Source organism: Solibacillus sp. FSL K6-1523 (assembly GCF_038005225.1).
In the GTDB taxonomy this organism is placed as follows: Bacteria; Bacillota; Bacilli; order Bacillales_A; family Planococcaceae; genus Solibacillus.
On sequence record NZ_JBBOSU010000001.1, the window covers coordinates 3,191,231 to 3,210,501 of the forward strand.

The 19,271-nt window shown below is 37.3% G+C and carries 17 protein-coding genes; 5 read left to right on the top strand and 12 right to left on the bottom strand.

The annotated features are described in order from the left end of the window. Positions 1-19 precede the first annotated feature (19 nt). From polX to zapA, 3 genes are all read right to left on the bottom strand, one after another. Positions 20-1,732 (bottom strand): DNA polymerase/3'-5' exonuclease PolX, encoded by a 1,713-nt coding sequence (polX, locus tag MHI10_RS15395; RefSeq protein WP_340786927.1) that lies wholly within the window; start codon positions 1,730-1,732, stop codon positions 20-22. Between the two features lie 73 nt (positions 1,733-1,805). Continuing rightward, complete coding sequence (locus MHI10_RS15400; RefSeq protein WP_340786929.1) at positions 1,806-2,345, bottom strand: CvpA family protein; 540 nt, start codon at positions 2,343-2,345, stop codon at positions 1,806-1,808. 5 nt (positions 2,346-2,350) lie between these two features. After that, positions 2,351-2,611, bottom strand: a complete 261-nt coding sequence (gene zapA / locus MHI10_RS15405; protein WP_340786932.1) for a cell division protein ZapA — start codon at positions 2,609-2,611, stop codon at positions 2,351-2,353. 454 nt (positions 2,612-3,065) lie between these two features. Here zapA and rnhC point away from each other — a divergent pair, with 454 nt between their 5' ends. Beyond that, positions 3,066-4,001 carry a ribonuclease HIII gene (gene rnhC, locus MHI10_RS15410; protein ID WP_340786934.1) on the top strand — a complete coding sequence of 312 codons (936 nt, stop codon included), beginning with the start codon at positions 3,066-3,068 and terminating at the stop codon, positions 3,999-4,001. Positions 4,002-4,049: 48 nt separating this feature from the next. Here rnhC and MHI10_RS15415 read toward each other — a convergent pair whose 3' ends face one another. Together MHI10_RS15415 and MHI10_RS15420 are read right to left on the bottom strand one after the other, a co-directional pair. Next, entirely contained in the window at positions 4,050-4,421 is a 372-nt protein-coding gene (locus MHI10_RS15415) for a VOC family protein (protein ID WP_340786937.1), read from the bottom strand. Between the two features lie 88 nt (positions 4,422-4,509). Further along, positions 4,510-6,003, bottom strand: a complete 1,494-nt coding sequence (locus MHI10_RS15420; protein WP_340786940.1) for a DHA2 family efflux MFS transporter permease subunit — start codon at positions 6,001-6,003, stop codon at positions 4,510-4,512. Between the two features lie 159 nt (positions 6,004-6,162). Between MHI10_RS15420 and MHI10_RS15425 the strand changes: the two genes are divergently transcribed. After that, positions 6,163-7,056 (top strand): TetR/AcrR family transcriptional regulator, encoded by an 894-nt coding sequence (locus MHI10_RS15425; RefSeq protein ID WP_340786943.1) that lies wholly within the window; start codon positions 6,163-6,165, stop codon positions 7,054-7,056. A 64-nt stretch (positions 7,057-7,120) separates the two neighbouring features. On the opposite strand, the gene MHI10_RS15430 is transcribed toward MHI10_RS15425, so the two are convergent. Beyond that, on the bottom strand, positions 7,121-8,572 hold the full coding sequence (locus tag MHI10_RS15430) for a DEAD/DEAH box helicase (RefSeq protein WP_340786947.1): 1,452 nt from the start codon (positions 8,570-8,572) through the stop codon (positions 7,121-7,123). Positions 8,573-8,596: 24 nt separating this feature from the next. Next, complete coding sequence (locus MHI10_RS15435) at positions 8,597-9,493, bottom strand: LysR family transcriptional regulator (protein WP_340786948.1); 897 nt, start codon at positions 9,491-9,493, stop codon at positions 8,597-8,599. A 262-nt stretch (positions 9,494-9,755) separates the two neighbouring features. Between MHI10_RS15435 and MHI10_RS15440 the strand changes: the two genes are divergently transcribed. Both MHI10_RS15440 and MHI10_RS15445 read left to right on the top strand, forming a co-directional pair. Next, positions 9,756-10,946, top strand: a complete 1,191-nt coding sequence (locus MHI10_RS15440; protein WP_340786951.1) for a coenzyme F420-0:L-glutamate ligase — start codon at positions 9,756-9,758, stop codon at positions 10,944-10,946. A gap of 301 nt (positions 10,947-11,247) precedes the next feature. Further along, complete coding sequence (locus MHI10_RS15445; RefSeq protein WP_340789265.1) at positions 11,248-11,772, top strand: ECF transporter S component; 525 nt, start codon at positions 11,248-11,250, stop codon at positions 11,770-11,772. Between the two features lie 46 nt (positions 11,773-11,818). Here the strand turns inward: MHI10_RS15445 and MHI10_RS15450 are convergent, their stop codons facing one another. Then, positions 11,819-12,358 (bottom strand): hydrolase, encoded by a 540-nt coding sequence (locus tag MHI10_RS15450; protein WP_340786952.1) that lies wholly within the window; start codon positions 12,356-12,358, stop codon positions 11,819-11,821. A 127-nt stretch (positions 12,359-12,485) separates the two neighbouring features. Here MHI10_RS15450 and MHI10_RS15455 point away from each other — a divergent pair, with 127 nt between their 5' ends. Then, positions 12,486-12,971 carry a nucleoside-diphosphate sugar epimerase gene (locus tag MHI10_RS15455; RefSeq protein ID WP_340786955.1) on the top strand — a complete coding sequence of 162 codons (486 nt, stop codon included), beginning with the start codon at positions 12,486-12,488 and terminating at the stop codon, positions 12,969-12,971. A gap of 46 nt (positions 12,972-13,017) precedes the next feature. Here MHI10_RS15455 and MHI10_RS15460 read toward each other — a convergent pair whose 3' ends face one another. The 4 genes from MHI10_RS15460 to pheT all read right to left on the bottom strand — a co-directional run bounded on the left by MHI10_RS15460 (position 13,018) and on the right by pheT (position 19,258). Beyond that, positions 13,018-14,145 carry a Ger(x)C family spore germination protein gene (locus MHI10_RS15460; protein ID WP_340786957.1) on the bottom strand — a complete coding sequence of 376 codons (1,128 nt, stop codon included), beginning with the start codon at positions 14,143-14,145 and terminating at the stop codon, positions 13,018-13,020. Next, on the bottom strand, positions 14,142-15,239 hold the full coding sequence (locus tag MHI10_RS15465; protein WP_340786959.1) for a GerAB/ArcD/ProY family transporter: 1,098 nt from the start codon (positions 15,237-15,239) through the stop codon (positions 14,142-14,144). Before MHI10_RS15465 ends, MHI10_RS15460 begins: the two co-directional genes overlap by 4 nt. Next, entirely contained in the window at positions 15,232-16,722 is a 1,491-nt protein-coding gene (locus MHI10_RS15470) for a spore germination protein (protein WP_340786962.1), read from the bottom strand. Before MHI10_RS15470 ends, MHI10_RS15465 begins: the two co-directional genes overlap by 8 nt. A 130-nt stretch (positions 16,723-16,852) precedes the next feature. Next, positions 16,853-19,258 (bottom strand): phenylalanine--tRNA ligase subunit beta, encoded by a 2,406-nt coding sequence (pheT, locus tag MHI10_RS15475; RefSeq protein ID WP_340786965.1) that lies wholly within the window; start codon positions 19,256-19,258, stop codon positions 16,853-16,855. Between the last annotated feature and the right edge of the window lie 13 nt (positions 19,259-19,271).

Here is a 19,271-nt window from a genome sequence, read left to right on the forward strand (position 1 = left end):
CACCTCCTGTTACTTTAAATTAGATTTTATTTTTATTTATAAATGTATCAAACTGCTCTTTTGACCATGTATTAACGATTAACTCTTTTTTCAGCCAAGCTTTTTGCGCATATTTTGTACCGATATCCATAAAGCGTAGTTGATCAATCGCATGGGCATCGGTATTAATAGCAATCGGGACATTTTTCTCCATCGCCAATTGCAAATGCCCTACACATAAGTCCAAGCGGTATGGATTGGCATTGAGTTCTAAAATTTTGCCATGCTGCGCGGCCCATTCAATGAGTAATGGCACATCTGGATCATAGCCACCGCGCTGCCCGACGATACGCCCTGTTGGATGAGCAATCATATGCACATACGGATTTTCGATGGCTGTTTTTAAGCGCGCCATAATTTTATCTTGTGATTGCGTAAAGCTCGAATGAATCGATGCAATGACAAAATCTAACTGATTCATAACATCATTATCAAAATCTAATGACCCATCAGGTAATATATCCATCTCCGTCCCATGGTATAAACGGAAATTCGGATGTGCTTCATTGAATGCGGCAATCTCCAATTTTTGCTTCTTTAGTCGTTCTGGTGTTAATCCATTCGCCACTTTTAAGTATTGGGAATGATCGGTAATGACACCATGTGTATAGCCATGAGCGATTAAAGCTTCTCCCATTTCAGCCACCGAATGCGCCCCATCCGACCAAGTTGTATGCATGTGTAAATCTGAAACAATATCCGAAAGCTGGACAAGCTGATCGAGTTCATCTAAACGATCCAACTCTTTACCACTTTCACGAACAGTTGGCGGAATAAATGGCAAATTGAAATGCGCGAAAAACTGTTCCTCTGTTTCAAATGTCATCATTGACCCATCTTCTTGTTCCACACCGTATTCACTAATTTTCTTGCCCATCGATTTTGCAAGTTGGCGCATGCGGACATTATGATCTTTAGAGCCTGTAAAATGATGTAGTGCTGTTGCATATTCTGAGCGTTTCACCAATCTAAAATCGACGCTAACGGGCTCCTCACGATCTAAAATAACCGAAATCTTTGTGTCACCAGCAGCCACTGTTTCTAAAATGACTAGTTTGGATAAAATCGCTTCACGCACTACGTCATGTGCTTCCGTCGCAACAATAAAATCAACATCCTTACTCGTTTCCGCAACACGACGGAAACTTCCTGCTACCGAAAACTTTTCTACTTCTGGTAAACCTGCCAACAATTCATTAATTTCAACGACTACTGGCTCTAATTGCCATACCGGTAAACGTTCTGCGCGACTTCCGAAGTTTTCTAATTCCTTTAAAATCTTTTCTTCTGTTTTGGCAGCAAAGCCCGCGAGTTCACGAACTTTTCCAGCTTCACATGCTGCTTTTAGCGTTTCTGCATCGGTAATTTGTAATTCCTGATAAAGTTTCGCTAATTTTTTGCCACCTAGCCCAGGTAATTTCATCAGTGGGATTAAACCTTTTGGTACAGCGGTTTCAAGCTCTATTAAAACGCTAGATTGTCCCGTTTCGATCAACTCTAAAATAACTGCTGCCGTCCCTTTGCCAATACCTTTTATAGCGGTTACATCATCTATTTCACTTAAACTACGCTCGTCCGCCTCTAGTGCTGCTGCCGCCTTACGAAATGCCGAAACTTTAAATGGATTTTCCGCTTGTAATTCCATATATAGTGCAATTTTCTCTAATGTACGGATGATTATTTTTTTGTTCATAATTAGAAGCCCCCCTATTCGCGAAAAAAACTCCCCCCGAAAATCGAGGGAAGCGCTTCACATTGATTTTCAATTATTTCATGTAAATATACCACCAGTTTTGGAACATCTTCGTAATGACTGGTGTATGTTCGAGCATAATGCCCGTTATGATAGATTTATCCACAATTTTTTGAACAGACTCTAATGGAATAAGTGCTACTACATATAAACCGATAAATAGGACAATATACGCCTCTATAAAGCATAGTACAGCACCTAAAAGGAAGTTCAATGAATTAAATACAGGTAAATATGCTAAAAAGTCGAACATAGACCCGATAATCTGTAATGCAATCTTTGCAACAAAAAAGATAATGGCAAAAGCAAAGACGCGATAAAATGTACGATCCACATCTAAGGAATCCAATGCAAGTACAATCGTTGCATTTTCAGTGAACCCTGGATAAGGAATCCACAAAACAAATTTATCCGCAAGTTGCTTGTAGTAAGAAACGGCAAGAAGTAGTGCAATAATAATACTACCTATATGAATTAATTCTACAATGAATCCACGTTTCGCTCCAATAATCAAACTAATAATAAGTATTATGACAATAAGTAAATCTAACATTTATTTCAACCCTTCAATTGCTTCAATTGTTCTTCTAATTTTTCACATTGCTCTTTTAATAATAAATAATCATGAATCGAATTAACAGCTGTCAACACTGCGAGTTTTGCACTGTCTAATGATGGGTTATGTGAATTGATTTCACGCATTTTTTCATCTACTATTGAAGCGACTAGCCGCATATGACTTGTCGACTCCATTCCCACCATTTTATATGTATGACCGTAAATTTCTACTGAAATTCGATTCTTCTCTTGTGCAGTCAAAATAATCCCTCCAGAAAGAATATATCAATCACGCCAAGGCATGATTGTGTCCGGACTTTTTTCAAGCTTAAAACCCTTAAAAATCCGCGACATCTGCCGGCAGCATTTATCATTGTTCAGCCAGAGTTTAAACTCCCGCTGCAACAGTCAACAAAAAATCGTACATATCCTTCCACTTATATGAGGAAGTTATCTTTTGCTGATTGAAGATAAAATGGTACCCCTAGTCGTATTCCTTCAACTAGCAGTATTCCCATTCTTTTCAAAATACAATCCGATTCTGATTAATTAATTTTGCATTTTTCATATTTTACATCATACCATTTCCAATTTAAACATAGCAACACAATCACCGTATTGTCACGATGAAACATGATATTTCAATGAAATTTCCACTTTTCCCTTTAACCCGTTATACTAATTATTAATTAGCTTTTTTGAGAAAGGGTTTCTTATGACAAATATTGTATTGCAGTTAACAAGTGAAGCACAACAAAAAATAAAGGCGTTTTATAATAAGTCGCTTATCGAACGTAATGGGCCAGGTATCCTTTTTGGAATCAAGCTCACCGATACAGCCATTACAGCTTACAAATCAGGTAAAGTGATGTTTCAAGGAGCTGGTGCGACTCGAGAAGCGGCTAAATGGGGAACTGTATCCGCGACGGCAAAAAAAAGTTCAAATACAAAAGGGGATACGTTGCCGAAAGATTTCGCTTCCCTTTCTGTAATTGGCTCCGATGAAACAGGAACCGGTGATTATTTCGGTCCCGTCACTGTCGCAGCAGTGTATGTGCCCGCCGATAAAATCGAATTAGTTCAAGAACTTGGTGTAAAAGATTCGAAACAATTAACGGATGATTATATGAGAAAAATCGCACCCGATTTAATGAAAGTTTGTACCCACAGTATTTTAACTTTACGCAACGACAAATACAATGAGATTCAAGCAAGGGGCTACTCACAAGGGAAAATAAAGGCGATTTTACACAATCAAGCATTAAAGCATGTTTTAAATAAAATTGCCCCAGTAAAGCCTGAATCTATTTTAATCGATCAATTTGCAGAACGTGGCGTTTATTATAATTACCTTAAAAATGAAAAAGAGGTTATTCGTGAGCACGTGCTATTTTCTACAAAAGCGGAAAATTTACATGTCGCAGTTGCAACTGCTTCGATTTTAGCTCGCTATGCTTTTTTAAAGGAAATGGACAAAATAGCGGAAATCGTTGGCTTTCCAATTCAAAAAGGTGCGAGTAGTAAAGTAGACCAAATGGCCGCTAAAATATGGCTGAAATTTGGTGAGGACACACTGCGTTCCATGACGAAATGGCATTTTGCTAATACTGAAAAGGCAAAAACCCTCATTCAAAAAAAGCGCTCGAACTAACGAGATGACAAAAAGCTACGAACATTAAAACGTTCGCAGCTTTTTTCATTAATTTTCTAAAATTGCAAAATAATTATTTTCATCATCCGCAAAATTAAACACTTTTCCGAACGGCATTGTTACCATTTCACCAACCGTTACATTCAAGCCTTTTAACTTTTCATACAGCTCGTCCAATTGGCTTGAATAAAATAATAATGAAGGAGTTTTTAAATTTAACTCTGGTTGCATTTTCGCAATGACTTGTTTGTCATGTAAAACGATCGTTGTTTGAGCCCCTTCTGTCGGAGAAATCGTAATCGCGCGCATTCCATTATCCTCATCGGCTATAACGAGAAAGCCCATTTTTTCTGTCCAAAACGTTTTAGCCTGATCTTGGTTATCTACATAAAGCATTACTTGTCCTAATTGTTCAATCATAATCTTCTTCCTCTCTACTTTTTCGATTTTTTTTAATTATACAGAAATAACGAAGGCATGAGCAAATTTCACTCATGCCATTTCATTATTATTTTTCTTTTACTTCGCCCATAAAATCTTCGCGCTTTGTAATATCTACACGTTTTACGAATATTGTCAGCACGAGCGCCACAACAGTTACTGCTGCTGAAATCATAAATGAATACGTAATCCCGTCAAGCATTGCCTGTTGCCCGATTTGTGCCATTTGCTCTCCAGATATTTGCGTACTTGTAGTTGCCTGCATTTCTCCTACAATTTCTGTTGCACGCGTTTTTGTGTGCGTGTTAAAGATCGTTACTAAAATCGCAGTACCAATTGCCCCCGCCACTTGTTGTGCTGTATTGTTCATCGCTGTACCGTGCGGGTTTAGACGGTTTGGTAATGCATTTAAACCATTTGTCATAATCGGCATCATAACCATTGAAATACCAAACATACGAATTGTATAGATTGAGATAATATATAAATAAGAAGATTCTAGTGATAAATAACCTAATCCAACAGTTGCAGCTGCGGTAATAAATAATCCAACTAGCGCAATGATACGCGGTCCAAATTTATCAAATAATTTCCCTGTGATTGGAGACATAATCCCCATTACAATTGCACCTGGTAACATCATTAATCCTGCATCAAATGGGCTAATTTCACGTACATTTTGCACATACGCAGGTGTTAAAATCATTCCTGAGAACATTGCTACTGATAATACCATTGAAATGACTGATGCTAATGCATAAGCTGGGTAAGAATAAATTCGTAAATCTAGTAGCGGTTCTTCTAATCTTAGCTGACGAATAACGAACCAAATGATTCCGAGCGTACCTACTAAAATTGTCCCCCAAACTTCAACTGCTCCCCAACCTGCTGTACTCGCTGTACTGAATCCGTATAATAATCCACCAAATCCAATCGTTGATAACCCAACTGAAAGAAAGTCAATTTTTGCCGGTCGGTTTGGTAAGACATTTTCCGCCTTCCAAATCCCTAATACTAATGCGATGACTGCGAACGGTAAAATCATTTTGAACAGTACGCTCCAGTCGTAATGTTCCACGATCCACCCCGATAATGTTGGTCCAATTGCCGGTGCTAATACCATAACTAAGCCGAACATACCCATCGCTGTACCACGTTTTTCTACTGGGAAGCTAATGAGCATAACGTTCATTAAAAGTGGAGCAAGTGCAGATGCTCCTGCTGCTTGAACCATACGTCCAGCAAGTAAAATTTCAAATGATGGAGCAAATGCTGCCGTCGCTGTACCGACCACGAAGATCGACATCGAGACAATAAATAATGGTTTTGTTTTAAATTTTGTTATTAGGTATGCTGAAGCAGGTACTAATACACCCCCAACAAGCATGTATCCTGTCGATAACCATTGTACCGTTGAAAAATCCTCAATATTAAAAGATTTCATAATCGTTGGAAGTGCAACGTTTAATAATGTATTGTTTAAAAATGCTACGAATGCCCCTACAAATAATATCGCTATCATTAAATAAGGCGGCTTTTTAATCTGTGTTGTTTGTGCCATTGTATTTTCCTTTCTTCTTTCCTCTGAATTCACTGTACTTGCACTATTTTATACTTCAAGTCCAAAAAAATCAATAATTTAGAACACGAAGTCCAAATCGATTGCTATTTCCATTTACGAGAAGTAATATTAACGTATTATTTATTCAGGAGGATTTAGATGAATCAACGAAAAAAACAAGTGATTGATTCGGCCTTGCAACTTTTTATCGAAAAAGGTTTTCACAATACATCGATTCAAGAAATTTTAGATCGGGCGAAAATTTCTAAAGGGACATTTTATAATTACTTTTCCTCAAAGAATGAATGTTTCATGGCGATCTTAGAGCAAAGCCGATACGAAGCAAATTTACGCCGACATGAAATACTGCTTGGCAAAGATATCACGGATGAGCAAGTATTAATCGAACAAATCGTTGTATTAATGCAAATTAATAAGGAGCAAAATTTAATTCCTTTGTTTGAGGGCATTTTCCAATCGAATGATACGGAATTACGATCGATGCTAGCGCGTTACCGTCTTTATGAAGTCGAATGGGTATCCAACCGATTTGTTGACGTGTTTGGTGAAGAATCTAGGCCTTTTACATTTGAATTGACCATTACATTCTTCGGGATCATTCAACATCTATCCATGACTTATCGATCGTCACACGGAATTGCTATTGAAGCAGATAAAATTGTGAAGATTGCATTTAGAAATATTAAAGCGGTTTTACCTACAATGAGTAAGGAAGAAATTTTACTAACCCAGGACTTATGGTATTTAATCGAATCCCGAGTGGAGCGCAAATCCGTTTTAAAAGAAGAGGTATTAGAAAAGCTCATAAGTTTCCATGAAGGATTAATTTATGATAATCCTGATTGTATTGGTGTACAATTTACCGAAAGTTTACTGGACGAGTTTAAGCGAGAAAATTTGCGCATTGCTGTCATTGAAACATTGCTTAGAGGTTTCCGTAAATCATTAGATGAGACACCTAATGCTGCAGAATCCATCGAAATTGCGAATTTGATGTGGTATTTCCTAAAAGATAAACCGGAATCAAAATAACAAAAAGCATTTGCACTCACCGTGTCAAAACGGAATTAGATGCAAATGCTTTTTTATTATGCTATTAAAATGATTTACTATTCGCAATATGCACCTTTAAATGCTTACCTTTTATCGGTGTTGTTTTCATTGCCTTTAACACTAAGTTTCCTTTACCATTCAAAATTTCGATAAAAGTTGATGTATCTAAAATCGTAATGATCCCGATGTCATCCCCCGTCATACCTGGGATTTTAGCAATTGTTCCAACAAAATCTACTGCACGCAATTTCTTCTTTTTACCACCGTTAAAATACAGCTTCGTAATTTGCGCATCTACTTTAGCGCTTTTCGATTTTTTCTTAACCGGTTTAGAATCCATTTTTTGTTCGAACGCATCTTGATTAGCCGCTACCGCCTCCGCTGTTGGAAGTGCAGTTTTTGCAATTTCAAATTGAATAAATTCTTCAATGCCCGCTAAAAAATTATGCTCATGTGGCGTTACGAATGTAATCGCTTTGCCTGATAATCCCGCGCGACCTGTTCGACCTGTTCGATGAACGTAAGCTTCTTTTTCTAAAGGAAGGTCATAGTTAACAACAAGTGAAATATTTTCAACATCAATCCCACGCGCCGCAACATCTGTCGCTACTAAATAACGAAACTCCCCGCGCTTATAGTCGTCCATCACCATTAAACGAGTAGACTGATCCATCCCGCCATGTAGCTTGTCGACACTATATTCTAAATCGTAGAGGCGATCATGTACTTCATCTACACGGTCTTTTGTACGGCAGAAAATAATACAGCTATCTGGATTTTCCACAATCAACGCCTTTTTTAATACGGCAAATTTCTCTTCCTCTGGCACTTCCATTGCAACATGCTCAATTTGAGGAGCCGTTTGTTGTTGTTGCTCCACTTCAATATCAACTGGCTGCTTCATATGGCGCAACGCTAATGTTTTAATTTCATTCGGCACAGTTGCTGAAAATAGCATCGTTATACGTTCTTTTGGCAAGTAAGATAAAATAGCTTCCACTTGATCTAAAAAGCCCATATTGAGCATCTCATCTGATTCATCTAATACAAGATATTTTATTTTTTCTAGCTTTAACGTGCCTTTTTCAATATGATCTAACACACGACCAGGCGTCCCTACTGCAATATGTGTTTTTTGCTTCAACTCATCCTGTTGATAACGAAATGGCTGTTTCCCATAAAGAGCCGTTGCCTTAATACGCTTGTAGCGCCCAATATTCGTAAACTCTTCCTTAACTTGTACAGCTAGTTCCCTTGTCGGCGTCAGGACTAGTGCCTGTGGTTTATTTTCAAGCCATTCGACATTTTCACAAATCGGAATGGCAAATGCAGCCGTTTTCCCACTTCCGGTTTGAGATTTCGCGATAATATCTTGTTTTTGCATGGCAATCGGTAGGACTCTTTCTTGAATTTCAGTCGGTTCTGTATAATCTAAATCCCCTAGTGCTCGGATAATTTCTTCTGATAAATTAAATTGTTGAAATGGCTTACTCATATATTTGCTCCTTTTATTCTTGCCTTAGTTATTCGCAATTGCTGGATCAACAATCGCAATAAATTTTTTCGTTGCTCTAGATATCGGGACTGATTTCAAATGGACAATTCCGATACTTCGCTTAGGTACTTCTTGCTGTAAATGAACTTCATGTAAAATTCCTTTATCTAAATAATCCATTGCAAACTCTTTCGTCACGCTTGCAATGCCCAAATTGATTTTCGCGAATTCCAACACTAAATCATGTGAACCTAGTTCAAATTCAGGTGATATAGTATAACCTTGTTCCTTTAAGTAGTTTTCTACATAATTTCGGGAATTCGCTTTTTTTTCTAAAAAAATTAACGGTAACTTCATTAGCATATCCAAACTGATGGGCTTTTTCGTTAAATTTTTATATTTTTCACCGCAGACAAATATGTCGTGCACTTCCTTACACGGTACGACTTGCAATTGTTCATCTACAATTGGTAAATTACAAATACCGACGTCTGCCTCACCTGATTTAATAAACGCCAAAATTTCAATCGTCGTTCCATTTAATACCTTTAGTTTAATTCCAGGATATTTTACATGAAATGCTTCTAAATAGGGTAAAAGAAAATAACGAGAAATCGTATCTCCTACACCAATTCTTAGCTGACCTGTTCGCAAATTTTTAAATTCTAAAATCTTTTCTTCTCCAGCATCTAAAATTCCAAGTGCAGAATTCACATATTCATGTAAAAGTTTACCCTCGTTTGTTAATGTAACGCCTTTTGGGGTACGATTAAATAATAACGTTTCGAGTTCTTTTTCAAGCTTTGAAATCGTTTGACTCACTGCGGGTTGCGTCATATATAATTCCGCCGCTGCTTTCGAAAAGCTTTGATTGCGACTGACAACATTAAAAATCCGATACGATTCGAGCTTCACAAGCATATAAGCACCTCTTATATCAGTTATTAGAATGATTAATTTTACTTATACCATAAAAATAAGCTATAGTAAACGTTGTGAGATTTAACTTGATTCAGCTGGGGTTCAAGATCCAGCTGAATCAAGTTAAGCCCCAGCGGATGTCACAGATTTTTAAGGGAAATTTTTCGAGCGAGCTCGAAAAAATCTGGACGCAATTACGCCAAGGCGTAATTGATTTGAGACTTAATATATAAAGAAACGAACATTGATAGGAGAGATTATTTTGGAACGTGTAGTAGGAACTGTTGTACGAGGTCTTCGTGGACCGATTATTAATGAAGGTGACGATATTGTACAAATCGTTGTTGACACAGCATTAAATGCAGCAAAAGTAGAAGGTTATGAAATTGCTGATCGTGATATCGTAACAGTAACAGAATCAGTTGTTGCACGTGCGCAAGGGAACTATGCAACAATCGATGATATCGCTGCTGATGTCAATGCAAAATTCGGTGATGATACAGTTGGGGTAATTTTCCCAATCCTTTCACGTAACCGTTTCTCTAACATTTTAAAAGGAATTGCAAAAGGCACAAAGAAAATTGTTCTTATGCTAAGCTACCCATCTGATGAAGTTGGAAACCATTTAGTATCGATTGATGAACTAGATGAAAAAGGCATTAATCCATGGACAGATGTTTTAACAGAAGCTGAATTCCGTGGTCACTTTGGCTACAATAAACATACGTTTACTGGTGTCGATTATATTGAGTACTACAAAGAATTAATCGTTGAACAAGGTACTGAAGTAGAAGTCATCTTCTCAAACAATGCTAAAACAATTTTAGACTATACGAAAACAGTTTTAACTTGTGATGTTCACTCTCGTTTCCGTACAAAACGTATTTTAAACGCGGCTGGCGCTGAAAAAGTGTTCGGCTTAGACAATATTTTATCAGAGTCTCATAATGGCTCAGGCTGCAACACGCAATACGGTCTATTAGGTTCAAACAAATCAACAGAAGATGGTGTAAAATTATTCCCGGATAATTGCCAACCAATCGTGGATGACATTCAAGCAAAAATTCTTGCAGCTTCTGGTAAATTAGTGGAAGTCATGATTTATGGTGATGGTGCATTTAAAGATCCTGTTGGTCAAATTTGGGAACTTGCAGACCCTGTTGTATCACCTGCATACACACCAGGTCTTGCTGGAACGCCGAATGAAATTAAATTAAAATATTTAGCTGACAATGATTTTGCTGAATTACATGGCGAAGAATTAAAAGCAGCGATTAAAAATTACATTAACAATAAAGAAGAAGATTTAACAGGAAATATGGCCGCTCAAGGTACAACTCCTCGTAAATTAACGGATTTAATCGGTTCTTTATCTGACTTAACTTCTGGTTCTGGAGATAAAGGTACGCCGATGATTTATATCCAAGGTTACTTCGATAACTATACAAAATAAGTTTTCCTTTGAAATCCCCTATACCTTTAATGGTATGTGGGGATTTTTTCTGTTCCCCATCTGACCTTAACATTTATTATTTAATTGGCACTTTTACAAATGTCAGACTGTTGATAATATTAAGAGCAATTCAACCGATAAGGAGTGCTTACTGATGCAATCAACAAAAAGCTACACGGACGCGGGCGGTCACACAACAAATTCAACTATACATACCGTGACGCCTGAACCTTTAATGCCTGATTCAAACAGGAGAAATTCAAGTGTGATACTTGCTGCGGAACCATTAAAATCTCGTCCGATGACATATGGTAAAAGCAATAAAACATTCGACTTAATCGTAACGAGCCTACTCATCTCACTTGTATTCGTTGCAACATTTTTCATTAACATTCGACTACCCATTGCAGCGAATGGCGGACTTGTTCACTTAGGTACAGGTATGTTGTTTATCGCAGCAATTATGTTTGGTCCGAAGAAAGGGGCCATTGCTGGTGGCGTTGGGATGGCTTTATTTGATTTATTTTCAGGTTGGACTTTATGGGCGCCATTTACGTTAGTAGCGCGATGTGTGCAAGGTTATATTGTCGGAAAAATCGCCTGGTCAGGTGGGCGTAATGGTAAGAGTCCTATTTTTAATGTCATTGCAATTTTTGTTTCCGTACCATTTATGTTATTAGGCTATTATATATGCGAGCGCGTCATTTTCGGAAACTGGGTTGCTCCTCTTGCCTCGATTCCAGGTAACTTAGTGCAAAATGCGGTTGGGATGCTAATTGCCATTCCTGTATGTTTGGCGCTGAAGAAGTTACCATTATTTAAATAGCAAAAAGTCGAGATCGGCATACCATGCCTTTCTCGACCTTTCCATTTTATTTTACCAACGCACTAATCGTTTTAAACGTATCGCCCTTCGCAATTTGTTGCATTTCAAATAAGGCCATTTCAACACTCGTTAGTTTTGCCCCTAGCTGAAGCATTTTCTGAACGCCTACTTCACGGTTTCCTGCAGTTCGTGATGATACACAGTCCGCTAACACTTCCACCTCATAGCCATTTGCTAGCAAGTGAGCAGCCGTTTGATATACACAAATATGCGTTTCAATCCCTGCAAGCAATACTTTTTTTCTGCCGGTTGCTTCTAATTGCTGAACGAATTCTGGTGTATCATACGCGCTAAATGTTATTTTTTCAATCGGCTTCATATCCGTTAAATGCTGAGAAATTTCTTCCACAGTCGGTCCTAAACCTTTCGGATATTGCTCCAACCATAAAATAGGGAGCTGTAACGTTTGTGCCCCTTGTACCACTTTTGAAATGCTATCGATTACAAATTCACTCTCATCCACAATTTGCGCAAGTTTTCCTTGAATATCAATTAACACTAATACCGTTTCTTCTTTTGTAAGCATAAAAATTCCTCCCCTTTGACTCATTTCTCTTTCATTATACTTGAAATGACGCTAGAAAGGATGCTTTTCTTCCATTGAAAGGAAAGCGACTAGCCTGTATAGTGTTAACTAGAAACGGAGGATTTACATGTTACGTCTTAGTTGGCTCATTAGTATGGGCATTAGTTTATTTGGTGTCATGCTTATTCAATACTTTTTCACGATGAAACCAGATGATGTCGCTCAAGCCGGAAATCTTGGGGCGCTTGGCTTAGCACTTGCTGCACCATTTATTCTTTTAAGCTTGTTTATTACATATCGTTTTTTCCTCGTAACTTCGCGTCAAGCACGTGATCAATTGATGCGCCTTATTTATTTAATTTTTGGTGTTGCGTTCCTTATCGTGATGGTTTTTTATGCAATCGAATTTAAAAATGATGTATATGCTTCACTTGGTGGTAATACGCATACGAAAGGTTCACAAATATATGGCTTTCCGATGCTAAATGAATATACGAACCATGTATTTATTAACTTTTATACATTCGGTATTGCTCATGCGGTGAGCGGTTTAGCTGCTACGATTATAGGAATTTTTAAAAAGCCTACTGTGGTGCAAGAAGAGCGTATTTAGCGCCTATCTTCTCGCACCATTTTTTAATACAATTCGGCAAACATTTTTATTTAAGAATTCCCGTTCCCGTTATTTCTACTTCTATTTTAGGCTTTATATCAATCGTAGGAAATGTACTTGGCCAATCGATCGCCTTCCACGTCTCAGGGTGGTAAGCAATTAACTGCCTACCAATTCCGAAATAATCACAATTTGCTTTTTTTAATTGTTCAACGACCTTCTCCGCTTTTTCAGTTAGTTGCTTAGAAAGATCCTCGTTCAATTTAAGTACCTTTTCATGATTAAATAGATGATCTTTTGGATATTCAACTACTGTCACATTTAATTTCACATAAATTTCAACAGAAACATGATGATTTTCATCAACATTTAGTTTTAATTTTTGATTTTTTAAAAAAGTATTGGCCGTCAAGTATTGGTTTTGAAGCTCCGCCTCTTCTGGATTGACTTTGAAACTTAATGTTGAGTTCGCCCCATGTTCACCATTCATATACAATAAAACAGTCGCGTCTTGTCCTTCCAACACTTCTCCTGTAAAACTTTTATCATGAAAAAGTGCCATACCCGCTACATCAAATGTTTCCGAGTCTTTTGCCTTTATATACGGCAGCGCAAAATCTTTCCCTGGATCAAATAAATCTGGGCATACGGATTGAATTGTTACATTTGGAATAAGGGTTTGATTTTCCGTTTCTCTCAAAGTCTTATAGAGTTTTTCACTAATAAACGCATCATCTGAAATTTCCATGTTAAGGAGATCTTTCGCATCGCCTTCAGTAACTACCATTTTCGCCCCTAATGAATTTCTTGGATCCCGATAAAACATATCGATGATTGGATAAATATTTTCTTTTGCTAAATCCTCACCTAATACAAGAACTTGCAATTTATTCGATGCGTATCTTCCACCTAACTGCTTTTCAATGGAGGAACGCGTTTCTCTCAACGTATTTCCTGTTGCACTATATATAACATTTGCTGTAGCTGGCTTACCGGCTCCACCACTGTCTTGTTTAATTTGCCTAATGACAGATGTATTCAATACTTGATTGTCATCTTCTACATCTAGTCCGATTCCTACTACTAAGCTACTATCTTTTAACAGCCGTACATCCCAACACCCTGTTAATAGCCATATATTCAAAACAATTAAAATAAGTATTCCTTTTTTCATGTAGATGAACTCCTATAGTTATATTTCTTCCTTACGATTGATACGAATAATGTAAGAAGGGGAAGAAAGACAGTAAAAATATAGCTACTAACAGAAAGATATTTATTAAATTGTTCAATTTCGGACTCCGTTGTAAGAAATAGTCCGATAATAAACGCTATGAACGGCAAGTACCAAATCGGATACTTTCTTTGCCCTTTATGCAACGTATATGCCGCGAATTTACTTGCCAAATATAAATAAGCTACAAGCGATGTTGACATTGGAATGATCCAAATCGACAGAAAAATGAGATCTAATCTTTCAATCCATTGGAAATTAACTGCTTTTAATAAATATAATACCGGCTCTGAAATGATTTTTAATTCCTCAGGACTAAATATTAAATAGCAACAAATCGTAAAGTAAATATAGATAAAAACTGCTGTCATATTGGCTAATGAAATGCTTTTGAGTGATTGCTTATATGTTCCTTGCACAAAAGGTAAAACGACCGCAATGATTTCAAATCCTATCATTGCTATAAGGGCATCATGCGCACCGATCGTAATATTTTTCAATCCTGATTGCCCCACCGGAAATAAATATGCCCATTCAATATTAAATGTGAAAGCAAACCAAGGCAGTAAAATGGAGATTAAAATGACTACAGCCGTTAGCATATAAAATCGTGCTAACACACGTAAATTACTTTTCCCAATATAAATTGCTGTTGCCAGTATAATTAAAAGTAATATTGAAATCGGTGTATAACTTAATATCCATTCTTTTAAAAGATTCGCAAACAAAAGGGCTAATAATGACATGACAAGTAAAAAGTAAAGCGTGTATAAAAGATTAATTACTTTTCCCACATACTGACCAAATACAATGACCGAAATTTCAAAAAGGCTCTTTCCTTTAAATCCATTAAGCAAAGTCCACAATAGCAAAATTAAAATTTGTATTCCAACCCCTGCCAATATAACAGATATCCAACCATCATTTTTAGAATGGCTAAATACATTGGAAGGAAGTGATAGTAAGCCTATGCCAATTTGAGCCTGTAAAACGACAAAAAATAATTGCTTTTGAGATATACTTTTTTCATTCATCTTTTTTCCATCCTCTAGGGTTACCTGTTCTAACAATATCTTTTGGACGTGGACCAGTTGGCCTTTTAATAAATTTCCAAAGCGGAAGTCGTACTATTGTATCTTTGTTTTCTGATAACTTAAAAGGAGCGAATGGCGTAAAATAGGGCATCCCAAAAGATTCCAACTTACATAGATGAAGTAATATAATCATCAATCCGAAAACAATTCCAACAAGACCAAATAAAGAAGATGCCACCATTAGCGGAAAACTGAGCAGTCGAATGGTCGTCCCCATTTCTGTAATGGGAAGTGTATAGGAAGCTACTGCTGTTAGTGCCACGACGACAACCATTGAATTTGATACTAAATTTGCTTCTACTACAGCCGTTCCAATAACTAAACCGCCTACTACACCAATCGTCTGAGCAATTGGGCTTGGCAACCGCGTAGCCGCCTCACTTAAAAGCTCTAAAATAATAAGCATGGACACCGCTTCGATAATAGGTGGAACGGGAACGAACTCCAACGTTCCTTTTAACGCAAGGACGAGTTCAAATGGAATGATTTCATAGTGAAACGAAACGACCGCAATATATAAAGAAGGTAAACCTATCACAATCATAAGACTCATCGTTCGAAATAATGTTAAAAATGAACCAATAAAAAAACGATTATTATAATCATCTGGTGTTTGTATAAATGCAAAAAAACTGATTGGTGCGATCATTGCGGTTGGGCTACCATCAGCAATAATAGCAAATCTACCTTCCATTAAATTCGCTACGACGCGATCAGGTCGCTCCGTATTTAACATTTGTGGAAAAGGCGAATACGTTTCATCCTCAATAAATTCCTGAATATGTCCTGGTGATTGTATATAATCTACTTTCGCATAGGATAATCGGCGAAACAGTTCATTAATCATTTCTTCATTAGCCAAATCTTCAATATAAATAACAGCAACTTTCGTACGAGATCTTTCACCAAGCGTCATATACTTGATCATTAGCTTCGGATTTTTAATTTGCTTTCTCACTAAATGAATATTTGATTCTAAACTTTCAATAAAACCTTCATGTGAACCTTTTAGTATTTTTTCACTTATTGGTTCTTGAATCGCTCTCTTCTCTTGTACCGCAGCATTAAACGCAGCTATATACGCCTTATCCTCTGAAATATAAAAAACGTAGCCATCTAATAGCAAATTGGGAACTTCATATAGATTCATTATTTTTTTATCGCACACTAGTCCATTTTCCTGAACAGAAATGCGCGTCAAAATTTTATTAGAAATTTCTTTTGAATCAACTAAAGAATTAATAAAAATGAGAGATTGTGTTTCGGATAAATTATGAATAATTAAATCTTCTGTATGAACGAATAATTGTTGAATAAAAAGTATGTTGTCAGCTAATTTAGGAAATGGAGATTTCACTTTTTCTTGTTGAAGGATTTCATTATTCGTTAAACTAGCCTCTTTTTCTCCCCTTCGTCTAAACATCAAAATCCCCCTCTATTCTTGACTTCAATATGTAAAAGAATGCCCATTTTGGAGGGGGTTTATTCGTAATGCTTACGCAAAAAAAACTCCGATGATCGTGTAATAAATCATCGGAGTTTTATTCATTTACTTAGCGTACTTCTGCGCCAGCTTCTGCTAATGCTTTTAGTACTTTATTATGTGCTGCTACTACTTCTTCGTCTGTTAATGTACGCTCTGGATCGAAATATTTTAACGAGAAGGCAACTGATTTTTTACCTTCTGTCATTTTTTCCCCTTCATACACATCGAATACTTTCACATCTTTTAATAATTTTGTGCCTGCTTTTTCAATGATGGTAACAATTTCACCAGCTGGCACTGTACGATCTAATTCAAGCGCAATATCGCGTGTCATTACTGGGAATCGAGGAACAATCGAATAAATTAACTCTTCTTTTGCTGCTTTTAAAATGGCATGTAAATTTAGCTCCGCAACATATGTTTCCTTTAAATCCACTGCCTTTTGCTCTTGTGGATGTAATTGTGCAAGAATCCCAATTTTTTCGCCATCTAATAAAATTTCAGCTGTACGTCCAGGATGTAAACCATCTACTACTGCTTTTGCATACGTCACTTTATTCGTTAAGCCTAGCTTCGCAAATACCGCTTCGAGCATCCCTTTTGCAACGAAGAAATCGACGTTTTTCTTTTCACCTTGCCAGCTATTATCAATCCATTTACCTGTTAAAACAAGCGCTAAATGCTCTTCTTCTATAAGTGAAGCATCCGTTGTTTGACCAAAGAAGACTGAACCAATTTCATATAAAGCTACTGTATCCGCTTGACGAGCTACGTTATAACTTGCTGATTCCACTAAATGTGGGATTAGGCTTTGACGCAACGTTGAACGATCTTCAGACATTGGCATTAATAATTTTGTTGTCACCGCTTCTTTTAATGCGAATTTTTGTGCAGATGCCGAAGAAGTTAGTGAATACGTAACTGCTTGGTAAAGACCTGCCCCTTCCATCACATTACGAACGATACGACGTCCTGCTTGGTAAGCTGTTAACTTCCCTGGTTGATCACCTGCTGGTAAGCTCATCGGAATTTCATCATAACCATACATACGTGCAATTTCTTCGACGATATCTTCTGGAATTTTAATATCGCCGCGACGTGTTGGTGCATCAATGACTAAAACACCATTTGCTGCTTCTACATCGAACTTTAAGCGCTCTAAAATTTCAAGCATATCTTCTAAAGAAATTTTCATTCCTAAACGACCGTTAATGAAATCTGGTGATACAACAATTCGAGCAGGCGTTTTATCTAGCTCATCAACTAAAACAGTACCTTCTAAAACTTCTCCGTTTGCAAGCTCTGCAAGTAATTGCACTGCGCGTTCAGCAGCTGCTAATACACGATTTGGATCCACACCTTTTTCAAAGCGAGCTGACGAATCCGAGCGTAAACCAATTTCTTTTGATGTACGACGAACCGATGCAGGTTTGAAATACGCCGATTCAATTACGACTGTTTTCGTTGCATCTGTTACTTCTGATTTTGCTCCACCCATTACACCAGCAATCGCTTCTGCTTCTAGACCATTTGTAATAACAAGGTTGTGACTTGCTAATTTACGTTCTTGACCATCTAGCGTAGTAATCATTTCGCCATCTTGTGCAAGACGCGTTACAATTTCACCTGTTTCTAATTGATCATAGTCAAATGCATGTAATGGTTGACCGTATTCCATTAGTACATAGTTTGTAATATCGACTACATTATTAAGTGGGCGGACACCCGCTGCCATTAAGTACTGTTGTAGCCATATTGGTGATTCTTTTACTTCAATATTTTTCACAACTTTTGCTGCGTACATTGGATTTGCTTCGATATTTTCAACACGAAGTTTTAATAAATCCGATGCTTTTGCTGAAGTTGCTGTATACGTAATTTCCGGTAATTTCACATCTTGCCCTAAAATTGCCGCCACATCATATGCCACACCTAACATGCTCATTGCATCTGAACGGTTCGGTGTTAAGCCAAGCTCTAATACCGTATCATCTAAGCTTAATAGCGCTAAAACGTCCGCTCCTGGCTCACTGTCAGCTGGTAATACGTAAATACCTTCAGCATACACTTTTGGCACAAGACGTCCTTCTATACCTAGCTCTTGCAGCGAGCAAATCATACCGTTTGATTCTTGACCGCGTAATTTTGCTTTTTTAATTTTAATGCCGCCTGGTAATTTTGCTCCTGGACGCGCAACGATTACTTTTTGTCCTGCATCCACATTAGGTGCACCACAAACGATTTGTTGAAGCTCTTCTTCTCCAACATCTACTTGGCACACATTTAATTTATCCGCTTCAGGATGTTTTTCTTTCGATACAACATGACCGACAACAACATTTGTCATTCCTTGTGAACGATCGATTACTGCATCTACTTCAATACCGGCACGCGTAATTTTTTCAGCTAATTCATTCGCTGTTAATGATTCAAAATCAACATATTGGCTTAACCATTTTAATGATACTAACATTTATTTCGTCCCC